The sequence below is a fragment of the Exiguobacterium profundum genome (assembly GCF_001909285.1).
GTDB lineage: Bacteria > Bacillota > Bacilli > Exiguobacteriales > Exiguobacteriaceae > Exiguobacterium > Exiguobacterium profundum.
Window position 1 is genome coordinate 39,680 of the sequence record NZ_MRSV01000002.1, and the last position, 15,320, is coordinate 54,999.

General features: G+C 44.0%; 11 protein-coding genes. 4 read left to right on the forward strand and 7 right to left on the reverse strand.

Annotation, left to right across the window (positions count from 1 at the left end; genetic code table 11):
* Positions 1-49: 49 nt before the first annotated feature.
* Together BBB58_RS14775 and BBB58_RS15010 are read right to left on the reverse strand one after the other, a co-directional pair.
* A complete protein-coding gene (locus BBB58_RS14775) occupies positions 50-1,348 on the reverse strand; it encodes an McrC family protein (RefSeq protein WP_074038014.1) in 1,299 nt (432 codons plus the stop codon).
* The gene (locus BBB58_RS15010) at positions 1,345-3,786 is read right to left on the reverse strand and encodes a DUF8426 domain-containing protein (protein ID WP_084543135.1); all 2,442 of its coding nucleotides are present in this window, start codon (positions 3,784-3,786) and stop codon (positions 1,345-1,347) included. Before BBB58_RS15010 ends, BBB58_RS14775 begins: the two co-directional genes overlap by 4 nt.
* A gap of 302 nt (positions 3,787-4,088) precedes the next feature.
* Between BBB58_RS15010 and BBB58_RS14785 the strand changes: the two genes are divergently transcribed.
* The gene (locus BBB58_RS14785) at positions 4,089-5,114 is read left to right on the forward strand and encodes a tyrosine-type recombinase/integrase (RefSeq protein WP_074038015.1); all 1,026 of its coding nucleotides are present in this window, start codon (positions 4,089-4,091) and stop codon (positions 5,112-5,114) included.
* Positions 5,115-5,230: 116 nt separating this feature from the next.
* Here the strand turns inward: BBB58_RS14785 and BBB58_RS14790 are convergent, their stop codons facing one another.
* From BBB58_RS14790 to BBB58_RS14810, 5 genes are all read right to left on the reverse strand, one after another.
* On the reverse strand, positions 5,231-5,596 hold the full coding sequence (locus tag BBB58_RS14790; RefSeq protein WP_074038016.1) for a helix-turn-helix domain-containing protein: 366 nt from the start codon (positions 5,594-5,596) through the stop codon (positions 5,231-5,233).
* A gap of 16 nt (positions 5,597-5,612) precedes the next feature.
* Positions 5,613-5,999 (reverse strand): hypothetical protein, encoded by a 387-nt coding sequence (locus BBB58_RS14795; RefSeq protein WP_074038017.1) that lies wholly within the window; start codon positions 5,997-5,999, stop codon positions 5,613-5,615.
* Positions 6,000-6,290: 291 nt separating this feature from the next.
* Entirely contained in the window at positions 6,291-7,910 is a 1,620-nt protein-coding gene (locus BBB58_RS15220; RefSeq protein WP_167365537.1) for a hypothetical protein, read from the reverse strand.
* Positions 7,911-7,965: 55 nt separating this feature from the next.
* The gene (locus tag BBB58_RS14805; protein WP_143180280.1) at positions 7,966-8,817 is read right to left on the reverse strand and encodes a hypothetical protein; all 852 of its coding nucleotides are present in this window, start codon (positions 8,815-8,817) and stop codon (positions 7,966-7,968) included.
* A 270-nt stretch (positions 8,818-9,087) separates the two neighbouring features.
* The gene (locus BBB58_RS14810; RefSeq protein ID WP_074038020.1) at positions 9,088-10,611 is read right to left on the reverse strand and encodes a PDDEXK family nuclease; all 1,524 of its coding nucleotides are present in this window, start codon (positions 10,609-10,611) and stop codon (positions 9,088-9,090) included.
* Between the two features lie 232 nt (positions 10,612-10,843).
* Between BBB58_RS14810 and BBB58_RS14815 the strand changes: the two genes are divergently transcribed.
* The 3 genes from BBB58_RS14815 to BBB58_RS14830 all read left to right on the forward strand — a co-directional run bounded on the left by BBB58_RS14815 (position 10,844) and on the right by BBB58_RS14830 (position 15,013).
* Positions 10,844-12,280: a hypothetical protein gene (locus tag BBB58_RS14815; protein WP_074038021.1), complete on the forward strand. Its 1,437-nt coding sequence runs from the start codon at positions 10,844-10,846 to the stop codon at positions 12,278-12,280.
* 848 nt (positions 12,281-13,128) lie between these two features.
* Complete coding sequence (locus BBB58_RS14825) at positions 13,129-14,196, forward strand: hypothetical protein (RefSeq protein ID WP_074038023.1); 1,068 nt, start codon at positions 13,129-13,131, stop codon at positions 14,194-14,196.
* Positions 14,197-14,767: 571 nt separating this feature from the next.
* Positions 14,768-15,013 carry a hypothetical protein gene (locus BBB58_RS14830; protein ID WP_074038024.1) on the forward strand — a complete coding sequence of 82 codons (246 nt, stop codon included), beginning with the start codon at positions 14,768-14,770 and terminating at the stop codon, positions 15,011-15,013.
* Positions 15,014-15,320 lie beyond the last annotated feature (307 nt).

Genomic DNA, 15,320 nt, shown 5'->3' on the forward strand with positions numbered 1-15,320 from the left:
TAGAGCCAATTTGGCCAGAGCAAATTCCATGCAACTGCCTTTGGTCTATTCAAGATTCTGCCCCATTCAGTTCCTCTATTATTCTCTTTAGCCCTTCTAATGTATCCTCCCTCTTGTTCAAAGAGAGAGAATACGCTTTTATACTTTTTCTCGATGAGTCATATGTCACCCACTCATAGTAAAGGTTCGCGGGTTCCCGCTTATCGTCCTGATAAGTGAGGGGATACATCAACACCACACAACTTACATCATCGAACCTTGAGAGATATGCATACATTTGAAAGATGTCATCGCGTCCTACGCCCGTGCGCGGCCTCGTCTCATTCAGCTTTTTCCACTTGGCATCGATGATGACACTCTTTCCACCAAGATTTAAGCGATAATCTGGGCGAAGTCGTAGTATGTCGCTATCCTCGTTCGGCCACTTTTCTTTCAAGAGATGCTTCGAATCCTGAGGGTCGAGCAGATATTCTCCGAACTCCTTTTGTAGCAATGATCGGATATAAACCTCAAAAAGCTCATTCATCTTGAATAGGATTGAAAAGGAATATTCCTGTCTAGAGTGCCGATTTGCTGAACGTGCCAATATGATTTGCTTGGCAATCTGTAGCGACTTATCATAACGAATCTCTGTCCGGTCCAGCCTTGCATGATTGACGATTTCCTCAATACCCCGATACGCAATCACGTCTGATAGGAGGTGATTACCTAACTCAAGGCGTCTTCTCGTATCATTGTTTCTCACGACGTTCAAGAGGATCTCGTTGGCGTAAACAAAAATTTTATTGATTATATGATTGGGGCTGAGCTCGCTATACTCGCAATGGACTCTATGCCGAACGTCTCGACTCAAGTTTTCTCTTATATGATTTCCAATTCTAATGGAACCTTTCAAGAATGAGATGTTCTCCTGTACTTCCTCGTAGCGGTTGATAACGCCCCTTCTCAACTCTTTCAAAAGTTGCTTGGAGTATTCAGAAGCCAGGATTTCGAACAATGGCTCGTCGACCATGTCGAATCTTGAGATGTCATTCACATCTATCTTTAAATAGCCGGACTCTCTCAACATCATCAACAGGATTTTACGCATCTCCATAAAGTTATCAGATTTTTGAAGCGATACCTTCGGAAGAATCTCAATACTGAACGTTTTCAACTGTATCACACCGACATAGTTTACAATTTGAAGGGAAGACCTTCCCCACAAAAAAGATTGACGGTCGTATCCCTTCGATAAAATGTGTTCCTCCAGCATTTTTGATTCCTGGAACGTCAAACCAAAGTCACTTTCTTCTTCAAGATTGATTCCTATTCTATCCTGGCCTTCTTTGATGGTGATGACCTTCATGACCCAGCATATCCCTTGTAAATGTTGAGAATCGCCTCAAACTCAGGGTCATCTACAAGCCGGTATCGTACCTTGCTCCTTTCTTCCGAACCGTACCCACCTTCAAACAAGGTCGCGCCGTCAATTTTTTCTTTGTAGAGGAACCTATTTTTTTCATTCTCATTCTCACTAGAACCTCCAAGTACGAGAGAAATCTTTTCGTAGTCCTCATAAAAATATTCCTGTAATAGCGGTATTATCTTCGAGGTCATTATTTTCATTATTTTTTCCTTTGAGGGAGAATCTGTGATGAAAAGACCATGTCCTAATAGATGGTCCTTGTCATATAGGTACTCAATCCTTTTATTCATAACTATTAAAAGCTTCTTGAGGTCGATACCATCGACATCTTTAGGCAGGACCGTATCGTCAGGTCTCATCTCGATAAAATCGAATCGACGTCTCAGAGCTGTGTCCATGAGACTGATCGAACGGTCGGCCGTATTCATAGTACCGATTATATGGACATTCGATGGGACCTGGAAAGACTCTTTTGAATATGCCAGTGTGGCACTTATCTCATTGACCTCACCCTTTCGCTTATCGTCCTCAATCAGGGTGATGAGCTCTCCAAAAATCCGTGATATGTTCCCTCGGTTGATTTCATCAATCACAAGAACATAGTTTTCGGTTTCTTCATCAGATTTCCCATTATCGTCTGAGTCAATCTCTTTGAGGAGGGAGCGAAGATTCGACATCACGACATCTGTCAATTTGATTTTATAAATCGCCTTCTGCATGAATCGGCCAGTTACAAGCTCTGATGCTTCCCTCTTCTCGTCACCATCATATCGAATTAACCATTCTACTTTCCTGAACTGAGAATAGGGAATCTTTCGAGAATTATCATAGAAATAATCACCGACAACTCTGCCTATTGCCGAAACCTTCAAATTGCCATGAGAGGCCACAACAAAGTCGCCGATGCTCAGTTCATTTTTGAATGTGTGAACCTGTTGTATCACGGTTTCTTTTTTCCCTCGACCACGATATTTAGACCTGACCTTTTTAGAGACCATGTCTTTGTCATTACAACCGGTGAAGTCCACGTCGTCACCATGCCCCAAGGTGATAAGACCATTATCGAGGCAATGGGTGTTTAAATCTTGACCCTTCCTCCCGAGTGAGATTTTAAACAGATTAGGGATTTCCAATGAGCATGTGTCCAGCTTCTTGACCCCTTCAGCCTTCTTACATATTGATTTGAAGATTCCGGATTCAGGAACGAAGTTTCCGTTACCGTCACTCTTGAGCCCTTCGACGAACTCCTCGTAGGAATAAGATTGATGGAAGGTACAGAATACAATCCTCTGTTCCTTGACATACTCCCTGTAGAGTGCGGTCATCTCTTCTCTTGGTGCTTGGCGGTCAAGAAATTCTTGATAAGCGTTAGGGGCGACGATGGCCAGCGCCTTCTCCATCACCGAGTATGTCTTACCCGTCGCAGGTGGACCGAAAAGGATTGTATTTTTGCCATGTGTCATCTTATCGTCTCCTTTGAAGGTGTGAAGGTAGTTCCTCACGAGTCCTTGAATCGCTATATCCAGTTCCGGACTGTCGTGATTGATATCATCCAATCCGATAGTACTGGTGCCCTGATGGAGTCTCTCTTGGGAAGGAATATGTATAGAGGGTTCGTGCAATAACCTCGCGTGTGAGTACTCGCCTCCTTTGAATGCTCCCAGACGCTTCACTATCTCTTTACCTGATTCGCTACACAGTTCACTGATTCTATTCAGGGACTCCCTGGATAAAAATAAAAATATTTCTTTATTCTTATGGAACTTTAAATCCTGTTCGGGTTCAATCGTCGATAAATCAGAATCCAAGCAGTAATAGGTGTTCTCCCCTGATAAGATCAAAAAATCGGAGTGTGCCTTCAAGGCACCATTTCTCTCATTTTGTTTACGATAGTCTTTATCGTTATTTCGATATGCATTGGTAAAGGATAACTCATTCTTTTTATACAATGATGAGTAGATCTCATATACTTGTGACATCCATTCTCGTTCTGTATCCAGCAATGCGGGGAAATTCAATGTTCTTTCAAGGAATCTAGGTATCGCCTCGATAGGGACCTTGTAATCCAAACCGTTATTATCGGTGTAGAGATAGTAGATTAAGGGTTTCTGATGAATCGCGTCAATTTTTCCATGATAGACGATTGTCGGTGCCTTCCGAGAGTCATCATCTATAATCTTGCGTTTCAGATGGGATTCATGCTTAGATTTCAGACCATTATGAAGTTTTTTTCCAGCGATGATAAAAACATCATCTCCGACGCGCTCGTCGGTCCGCACTTTGTTCCTCGCCAATCCCAAGGGCCAATAACATTCTCCCAGGAGTGCCATCGTCCTGAAAAAAGAGGGGTCAGAAGAAAAAAATACAAAAGTACCCAATATTGATCACCTCACATCCATTATTTAAAATTATTTTACACCATCTCAAATTCTCAAGGGCACATTTTCTATACTTACCTAATTACTACATCTAACAATTAACTTGTGATAATATGTGGTTATCACAAGTTAATAAAATAAAATTGTTTATATACTTTCAATGTATTACTTAAATTACAACACGAATATGCCTTATTTATTGTGAAATTTAATTTATTACATATGTAATACACGATATCCAGGCTTGGAACATCATAAGACTTGAAAGTCGAAGAAAATTTCTTATGGAAAGAGGGAGAGACATGGAAATCGACAAGAGACAGGCCATGTTCGAGATGGCGCTGAAGGAGATGACAGGGGCGAACCCGCGGCTCGTGGACGCCTTGAGAAACGACCACATCAATCTTGAGACGCTTTCGGACATCGAGATCATCGAGGTCTTCTGGGCGACGGAGCTCTTCCCAATCTATGTCGAGAAGAGCCCTCACACGCGCCGGGCCTACAAACAGGACCTCGAGTTCGTACTGAACTTCGTGATGACGAAATCTGAGGGGCTGAAGCGTCTGACGGTGCTGGATGTCCATCGCTACCTGTTCGAGGTGAACGAGAGATACGCGCCACGGAGCGCGAAGCGGAAGAACAACATGCTAAAGAGGCTCTTGACCTACCTTCACGTCAACCATTACCATCAACACAACCTGGCCTTTCATGTGAAGAATCAGAGAAGGCCCGAGCCGATCCGTCGTGAGATAGATTTCGAGGAGATCGAGCGGATTTCTGAGGCCTTCCGCCATACCGTCAAACGTGCCAAGAAAAAGGAGCTCATGGAGCTCCGGAACGAGACGATTGGATATCTGCTTCTGACGACGGGGATGCGGGCGGCCGAGCTCCTATCGGTCAAGTTCACCGATGTGAAACGGAATCAAAACGCGTTCTATATCGAGGTGAAGGGGAAGCGTGACAAGTGGCGACGCGTCCCGCTCACCGAGAGGGCGAGCTATCTCATCAACCGTCTTCAGACATTAATGATGATCGAGGAGGAAACCTCGCCTTACATCGCCTTCAGTACAAAAAAAACAGGCAAAGCGATGTCCTATGAGGCGCTCCGACTGCTGACGCACCAAGCGGTGGAGCACGTTGCTACAGGCGAACATACTCCCCCTCACTGGTTCCGTCGCGCCTATATCACGAAGCTCCTGGCGAATGGAAGTCCATTGATCAATGTGATGCAGCTGGTTGGGCACGAATCAATAAACACAACAAATGCTTACCTTCAATCTTTAAACCAGCTATCTAACATATCAAATACTGACTTACCATTTGAATAGAAATAAAAAGTCCCCAGTGAAAGATAGTATAATTCTACTTTCATTGGGGATTTAATTCATTATGCTTACTGAAATTAGTATTTATCCTAATTAGTTAGCCAGCCAGTTATTTTTGTTCAACTAAACGATTTCTCTCTTTTCATCAAGTTCTCGTTTTTAATAGTCTGTTTGAAGGATTCCTTAATAGTAGGGTTATCCAACATGAGTTGCATTAATCTTGCCGCAGAACCGTTAGGGGTAGAACGACCAATCTCCCATGCCTCTACTGTACGTGTAGATACGCCGAGCATATCACCAAAATTTTTCTGAGTAGCACCTAAAGACTTTCTTAATTCTTTAATCGAAGTGAGATCGATTTCGGGTAAGTCGCGTAATTTATAAGTAATAACCTCGACATGTTCTAAATTACCCTCGGCAAATTGATTTATCTGACTGACACTTTCTTCAATTAAGCTTTCAAAATCCAATTTTTTCGATTCCATTCTAGCCACCACCTTCTTACTGAGTTTTCTTCAATTCTTTTATCCTACTCTTGATAATGCTTTTTTCTTTATCTGTAAGTGTTTCTTTATCGGACTTCTTATAAATTAACAGCATTGCATAAATACGTCGACCATATTTAGTATAAATAATTCTATAACCACCACTTTTTCCGACATTGTCATTAGAGCTATCTAATCTAAGTTTTATAGCCCCTCCGGTATTTGCAATAATGTCTCCCAAAACATTGCTTGGGTCCGTGTTGCTCTCTTCGTATTCTCTCACTTGTTTTTCAAATTTCTTTTTATCTGTTTCCGATAACCCATAGTGATCCCAAATTTTATTGAATACTTCCGTGTAAACAAAGACTAATTCAACATTTTCATTATATTTTTGTTTTCTCACTCGATTCGCTCCATTTACATGACTTTATAAATTGATTATATACGATTATATCGTAGTATTCAAGCGACAACCTCCTAGATACGTTTTACATGAAGGAACATGATTCTTTGGTAAACGAACAGATGTCTAATTTCCGATACGAAGAAAAGTAATATTTGAAAGAGGTACATTTTCGCCCTAAAACTAAAATATGATTAACATCAATTTGTTGACTCTATAATCAAAAGAGGTCACCGAATGTCTTCCCGTAGAGGAATTCGATGGCCTCTTTCATTTGTTTCAAGACATAACTTATCGTTTATTGGAATTCATCAAAAGCATTGCTTCCTTCTCTCTCGACAATTCTTTCAACCCATCTTGGAGAAGTGCGGATTCTTTTTTCGTCGCACCCATCTTACGCCCTATTCTCTTCCAATCTGTCGCGATTGAATACAGCGGCTGGACGATGTCATTCTCGATTTCCGACTGTTTCATTTTGCTTTGTCCAAGAGGTTCAGGAGAAGAGACGAATGCAAACCCTGCAAAGACATTATCCCGCTCGATTTCCTCGAACACGACCAGATAATCCTTTTTAGATATCCTCCCCATCTCGTTCACTATGATACAAATCGGCCACCCCTCGCCGTGGGACTCTAACAATCCGTCCTGTCCAATGAGATCGTTAGTGATTTTCAATAAGATTACCGGGTCCTTGTCGTTCCTGATCCAAAGCATGGAATGGACGTCTCTGAGAACTCCCAAGAACAGATTCAGACGTTTCTTGTCCCATTCTTTTGACTTTAGGGAGGACAGTGCCAGGCCGAACATATATCGGTCAAACTGGTCCAGTGTATAAGAACGATTGGTTAACAATTCGACCAAGTTGTTGAGATGGAGACGAGCAGCGGATTGATCCAGCACCTCGGGGGCTTGGTAAACCTCTTCTCTTGCCCTTGTCTTCCCTTTGTTCATCAGCAGGTTATCGCGGCCGACGCTGCTCCATGTTTTTGCCCTTTTCGCCATTCCTTCTTCGTATTTTTCCACCTCTTCTGAGGTCATCTCTCTCAACCCTGTTTGTCCTATCGTTCCCACGTTGTAGCGCGGCTTGATGACGAGGTTCTCAAGCCCTTCTTCCTTCAACAGACGCTCCACTTGTTTTCGGTTCTTCGTGTCATAGTACTTCAAGAACACTTCTTCCATACGGTTCGACACCTCGAAGATCTTTTTGAAATACAGCGTGAATGCCCTCAGGCAAAGTTTGGCCGCATTCACATCATTTATATTCTTCAAATCGCTCATGCCCTTGAAGCCGTACCAAAACTCGCGTTCAACGGTTTTCGAAAAAAGGCTTGCCTTATCCAAGATTTCTTCTTTCACGGTCTCGATTTTCCTACAAGCCTCGATGTCAGGCCAGAACAGTTCGTCAAAATGTTTTCTCGTGCCGAATATAACCGGTGACAATTCGGCGCCAAGAATCGCTTTCAGGAAAGCGGCATATTCGCCGAGTCTCGCGTCTCCTGACTTGTACAACGTCAAGGAGATTCGATCCATCAGATGATAGCGGGTGATTTGACGGGTTTCGATGGCAAGTAGTCTCGTATACACTAGAAGGCGTAGTTCCAACGGCAAGAAACTGATTTCTCTAGAAAGGTTGATTTGGAACCGCCCATGATAATATGGAACTAGCTCTTTTTCTACCATTTCAAGTAACTCCATGTTTCGTGAAATTCGCTCAGTGAACGAATTTTCGACGGCTTTTATCAATGCATCCTCATAATCATCCAGCTTCTCTTTTAATATGCTCTCGTACTCACTCTTCCGATTGTCTGCGATATACCTGAGTGTGAGGAGGTCATCCGCTATCTCATTGTCACCCATCTGTGCAAGGTCGATTTTCTTGTACAGGAATTTTTTTCGTTCTTTACCTTCCAAATGACGAGACATATCTTTCGTACCATCGGACAAACGGTTCAAAAGTACTGAATTTTCATTGGTCTGCTGCATCGTCTATCTTCCCCTTTAACTGTTGCGTGATTTCGTTGAACACCATGTCTATGTTTTGACCGCTCACTTGTAATAAGCGTTCCCTAGATATTTTGCTTTTGAGCTTGTTGAAAGCAGCGTGAGTGGCCCTTTTCCCCAAGAACACGTAAATATCATATTGAACGCTGAATTCAGTCAACTCTATCGACGAATACTGGGTGATTTTCTGGAGATTGTATCTTTGCTTGTATTCGTTGATGGCGGCCTCGTCATATGGTGTATCTAAAAATAACGCCAGCTTCTTGTCGAGTAAGGAGACCTTCACCCTCGTGTCTTCATCACTACGATATAATTTGATGAGCTCTTCCTTCAATTCTTCATGGTTCTTCATTTTGTCCTGAACATCATCTATGTTCGAAATCAAATTCTTTTTCAAAGAGAGTTTGTGCGTTCTTTCCCAGGTCTCTTTTTCAACCAAAATCATCTCCGACTGATCGAGTTCCCTCAACCGGTGAAGCTCCCCATTCAATAGGAAGTGTACCCAGGTGTGTATGGGTGTCGTCTTCCATCTGCTTTTCAACTGGTTGATGTTCAGGTCTTGATATTCCTTTTCGAAGGTCCCATACCATTCCGAGATGGCCTTGTAGACCCATACCCATTGACTGAAATCTTCCAAGCTTTTCTTCAAAACATTTATATATTCTGAAGTCGTCATTCGAAAATTTTTCTTATGAACTTCATCCAAGTGTCGTCCCCCGGTGCCCTCCTCCACGATATAGCCCATGGCGTCGAGCGCATACCCTCGGTCAACCGGTGACAGCTGGATGAGGTTGATGAACATCTTGCTCGCTTCCACCCCATTACCTCCATTCAACTTAAAAGATTTTTCAAACACCTCTTCGGGTGCATTGATGAACCAGTTCTCTATCAATTCCTGAATATCCTACCAATCGTTTGCATCATCGAATCTTATGTTATCTTCTTACTCGACCTGTTGACATTCAGCATGTCTGTGTCAGACCTGTCCGCTGTCGTCCGGTCATCTACATCATCTGAACAACAATCCATTAAACAGCCCCGTCAAAAGTGTGCGCCGGCGCACACTTTTGACGGGGCCCATATGACATCATACGTTGTAGAGGTAAGACAGATAAGCATCCTTCGACTCAAACACCATGTCGATATCAGAAGCGAAATGATAGGACGACCTTTTTAGCAAGGAAACAAGGTCTCCCTCTCCGAAAGGTTTCTCGTAGGTGTCCTCCATCTCTTCGCGTAGATCGGCCAACCGCAGGAACGGACGCCGCTTCATCAGGTCATCCAGCAATGATTGAGGAAGGTTTCGGCTCATTCCGCTATTGAATAGATAGGTTTCCCCGACCCTCACATTGGAGATTTTCCCCGGCCTCCTCAGAATCCCTTCATAGACCCTCTCATCGAACCCATACTCCTCGAGCGGGTCGTTCTCCATGAGGTCGACGAGCTGCTCTATCGTATAGAAGAGACCGGTCTCCATCTGACCGAGTACCGATTCGCGATAGGACTCCAGCAAACGGACGGTTATGCCGGCCTTGGAGAGCGCCCGTTCCGTGATGTAGAGGTCCGTCTCTATCTCGATGATTCTCCAACCGTCCCTCATCTTCGCAATCATCCTCGATGCATAAGGATGGGAAAGGATTGGGGTGTCCTCCATCTTGAAATAGTCGTTCCCCAAGATGACCTCCTCGATGTATGAACGGCTGTCCAAGTATTTTTTTCCGAGGATGTATGGAGATGAGATCCTATAGCCGAGGCTCTCCACCATGTCTTTGCTGATCCAGTCCAAATTGAAATCTCGGATGACCTGCCTGCAAGCCTCCACGAAGGTCTCCGGGGTGTAAGCATCCTCCGTTACAATCCCTTTCAAGGAGTCCAGCTCCGTCTCGTCCAGCTCGATCCCTTCCGACACCATGTCCCTCTTCAGATTGATTTCATCCTTTCGAATCTCGAAGAGTGGCGAGACGATATCGCTCACGTATTTCGCGTTCAACCAGAGCCCCTGTTTGGTGATCGTCTGTCCGTCGGGAAGGAGCGTGACGTCGTTCTTGTTGTTCGCTTTTGGTCTTATATGCACCATTTCGTGCGCCCGCTGCCCAGGAAGGTTGTTCTTTGTGATTATTTCCTTTCCCCAAGGGGCTTCCCAAATCTGAACCCCTTCTATCAATATGTCTGTCACCATCTTCCAATAGGATTTAAGACCTTGGACCTCTTCATCAGATGGCTTCCAGAGCAGCGGCCCGAGAAAGAACTCATCCCCCTCCTTGTTCTCCCCGTACACCATGAAAAGGTATGTCGTCTTCCCGAGACATCTCATGATGGCACTGTCCTCCCATCCCGTCTCCACCCAGGAGAGGAAATCGATCACCTCGAGGACCGTGTTCTGTTTCGACTTGCCTTTTTTGTTGAGGTTGACGGACTTTACCATCAATCGTCCCTCAATGCCGTTCTCCAGATGCTCGACCGTCTCCTTGTGACGGTCGATGAGTCGCTTCGTGATGTTTGACGTTTTCGCCTTGCTCTCGTTCAGATCAGGGTTCAGACCGACGTCCCACGACAACTGTCTCGCACCCTTACCGATATATGTATCAAACACACCAAGATGTTCTTTCATGATGTTCCCTCTTTCTTTGTAACTTTTCTATGTAGGAGAAACCTTTATAAGTTTCAATGTTTTGTATCTTACAATATTAGTATAATTCACTTCTTGTCTTCTTCGCATCATAAAAAAGTGTGCGCCGGCGCACATAATTGAATATACGGTATTTGAAATAATAAAGCATTGTGATTTTTAAGGTCTTATCCCGCGGTGCTATGCTATATTTAGATGAGAAGAGGTGATCAGCATGGAGAACCATTTGAACTCCAATAGCCGCTCCCAACAACTAATCATTTCTCAAGCGGTTAATACTATCAAACAGCACGGTATGGAAGAAATCCTCCATAGCGTCTCCATATTTGACATCAATGGTTTCGTCGCAGCGCTATACCAGGAGCACTATGCGCTCGAGAACATCGAGAGCGCATACAAGAAGATACGCTATTATTCTTTCATGAAATTGAAACGTCGCTGGGTGAGGACGGCAGTCCGCAACTACCAGGAGTCACGTGGGTACAACAGGGAGCTCCGGGCAAAACATGATATGATTTCCGCCTACGTCAAGGTGGCGGGTGTCGAGGGACTCCAGAAAGAGTTTCATGTGAAAACGATCGAGGACTATATGAATCTCTGTATCGCCGAGATCGAGGACTGGGCAGAGGACCCGAACCAGTTGATTCACACCTATCCATACTGGTCTCAAAAGACCGTGAATCAGAAGACCACGACATTGAAGACGGATGTGCTGATGATACTGGGTGAGGTGGCGAAGGAGATCGATTCCACGAAGAGGGTGGCCCATCATTCTCCGACACTGGCGGTGGACATCCCGTTCTTCGGGATGTCCGACCGTATCAAGAACAAGACCGATCAACTCGATGAAAAGCTCAATGACGCATCGCAGCTCAATCTCGAGCTCTTGAACTATGAGTCGGTCGTACCGAAGTACAAGGAGGGGGTCCCACAGAACCTCTCCGTCCTTGTCAGCAAGGAGTTCATCCAGGAACTGAACGGGAAAGTACCCGACCTTGACCCGAAGGACTTCGAGGCATTCACCGAGATACTGTCCTACCGTGACATCTCGTTCCAGACGAGTAGGAAAATCATCTTCCCGCTGGTCCGCCTGGTCGAGAAACTCTACTCCAACAAGAGCGGGAAGAGCTACGACCTGACGACGAAACGCCTGATGAAGCTCGGGTATTATCGGGTCGCGGGCCATAACGACGATGGGGACCTCTTCATCCGTGGGCTCTTCTCATCCGTCACGATCAAGAATGCGACGACCCTCGCTGACAGCCAGGTGGTCGTCACCGTGGCAGAGGAGGTCTATGACGACCTGCTCAAGCAACAGGTCGTCAGCATATACGGCGAGCAGATCGAACAGCTGAAGGGGAGCTTCGCCTATCACCTGGCGTTCGTGCTCCAAAAGGAACGAATCGCCTCCATCCAGACAGGGGAGCAGAGCCCCGTCCGCCGACATTGGCGTCAGTTCACCTATTCGATCCGATTCAACAAGTCCCGCAAGTCGGAGAACTTACGGGAGCTCGAGGTGAACCTGGATCGCATCAAAGAGCATGGGTTCATCCTGAAGGACTGGCACCGCTCGGGTGACTACTACTTCTTCACGTTCTATCCGCTCGAGTCATGGGAGCTATTGAATCAGACGGACACATTGCTCCTCTGACAGGGATTCGAAAAGTTCAAGGGAAGCCTCTCGGTCCGAGGGCTTCTTTTTTGTGTTCGTTCGCAATATCTGATGTTTCACGTGAAATGATATCTGTCACGTCTTTGACTCCAAGACATCCGAGGGTACAAATGAGCGGAAAAGATTGGGGCTTCGCGGTCTCGCGTCCTAGATTTGACTTGAGAAAGGTCACAGGTGAATCTGGCCGTACTGAAATGACATTTTTGACTAACAAAAACGGTATCAAATTTACCAATTTGATATATGTATGCTGAAATACGCCAAATTCCTCGTACTGGAACGACATTTTTATAAGAATTGGTCGCAGACCGTCGTACTGGAATGACATCACCTGCAATTTGGTCGTGAATCATCGTACCGAGACGACATATGCAAGATTTTTGTCGCAATTTGTCGTACCGGGGCGACCGATCGTACCATTTCGAAAGAATCTTCAAAAAAAAATCAGCCCTCATTTCTTGAAAATGGTCGCAGACCGTCGTACCGAAACTGCATTATTGACGGTTTTGGTCGTGGTTGGTCGTACCGAGACGACATGTTTATGAAAATGGTCGCAGACCGTCGTACTGAGACGACATTTTGAATACTATTCTGCTGAAATTTCTACTTAAAAAGAGTATTAAACGGCTTTCTTAAGCAATCCCTCTTAATTTGGTCGCGAAAAGTCGTACTGAAACGACACAATTTTATAGCGCTAAAATGGCTTAACATCAACGTTTCATCAAATTTGGTCGCAATTCATCGTACCAAACCCACACTTTGACACCATCTCGAAAGAACAAGATACTGAAACTAGCATATTTTAGGATAGAGGAGGTGTAGGGTAGGTGGCTTATAGAAACCGTCACATTTTAGTCGCGAACAAACTACTTGTCGCGATGAGTGGATTGACTCGTTGGACGAAACGAGATGAACATTATCGATACGAACAGCATCACTATAACATCCCTGCATGCTTCACTTCCTTCAAATGGACAAAATCGCGGATCCGTCACGTTCTGACCCTTCTTTCTTATGCAGACGACCAAGGCAAGATCGAATTCATGGAAGACACGGAGCTTGCCACTTCCGCCCATACTTCTGTCCGTTCTTTACATAACAACCTGAAAATGTTCGAGAGCCATGGATTGTTGCGACTTGTCCGTCATTTTCCTGGGGTGCTCTCCATCGAACTGAACGATTATCTTGAAAACTATCGTGACCTTTTTGTAGACGGAGCCTCTGTCGTCTCGAAGACCGGGTACACGTCTATTTGGCATGACCTTCTCGCTGAACTCCTCTCGCTTGATAATGTGAACGCTTTACGACTTGCGTTACGTACGCTCGTCCAAGTCGAAAAAGATGTACATGTACAGTCGAATGAGCAGGCGATCCTCACTTATGACGAGATCAAGGGGTTCTTGCCAAGATACTGTGGCCACAAACTTGCCATCCAAAAGATGATGTCACGGTTGAAGTTCCTCCAGGTCTCACTCGTAGAGGACAGCCGCCACTTCTTGAATGTGGTGAAGCAGAACATGACGCTCAAGAAACGTGTACAGGACATCACTCGACCTGTCCTCGTTGAGATGAAGTTGGACAGCGCGCGGGACAGCAAACTCATCCGGGAGGAAGAACGTTCAGAGACTCAGATCGCCTGGTTCGAATTGCGGAAACGGGTAGGCGAGTTCTTCGACTTCGATGTGTTGAAGGTGAGCCGCGAATCCCTCTATTCGATGAGTGACACGTTCGGGGCATCTGCGTTCCGTGAGGTCTTGTCCGACTTGAAACAAGCGTTCCTCCACCACCGTGAGGATCTCGTGCATTCTAGTGAGCATCGACTCTTCTTCAGTGAGCCGATCCTCTACCTCCATCAGCAATTAAAGACCAGAATTGAAAAATCGGCTATCGCATGATGGCCTTTTTGGCATGCCTTTTTTTGAAAAATTGTATGAAAACCATATGAATATGCGATATATCTCTTCGTCTTCCATCAAAATGAGGACCGTCCGGGTCATGGACCTCCTTTGATTAGGCTCTTTGGAAAAAAATCAAATCTATTGATCTTTATTTCAAATTTCTCATGAAAAAAAAGAGAGAAGTCGTTCGATTTATCAAAAGTGGTACGAAAAAAAAAGAAAGCTCTTTGAAGGAAAGAAACTGATCATGACAGATATGCAAGTCTCTTTATTTCGTGTGAACGTTGGTATCACAAGGATTTATGCGTCCTCCATTTTTCCAACTCTTTCAATCCTTCTTTAATCCTTATTCATTCTATATAATCTTTTATATTCATAAGAATATGGTCTTTTATTCTTTTATGAAATCATATAGTCATAATAAATTATTTAAACTTTCAGCAACAAAAAAGGAGTTAAATGATGGACAGTTGAATATCTGTTGTTGAAAGTACTCTAATTACTCCACTACTGCAATAAATTATAATCACCTTTATTTTTCTATCTATATTAAGTGAGGAGCTATTTTATGACCAAGCAGGATTGTAATGAAATCTGGACTATAGTAGGCTATCGCGATTATGCTACTTCGCCTTTTTTCAGTAAAAACTATTACAGTAAAATGGTGACATTACGAAAAATAGAATACCTTTTGAGCAAACGACCAGATGATGTGTTTTATATTTATTATCGCCGTGAATCAGATGGTGTAGAAATGTACTTAAATCCTCCTGGATTCTATGAGGAAGAGGGAGAACCTTGGACGTATTATTGATCTTGAAGTATCAAAACTATAAAATATAGATTTTGAAAAAACACGTGTACATTTCGACATGGAAATGTACACGTGTTTTTTCAAAAATAGACTCCTAAATCGGATTGGAGTCTATTTTATTTGGCAGTGAATGATGTATGAGAGATTTCGACGTCGAAATGTATACGGTAATTTATGGTGAAATGTAATGTATACAATTCTTTTAAGTCGTATACGAGCTATTTTTGTTTCGTATACAATTTAATTAGCTTTATAACCTGGACTGACCTTTGTTTTTGTTGTATCCAAAAAAAGAGTATGGCATCAT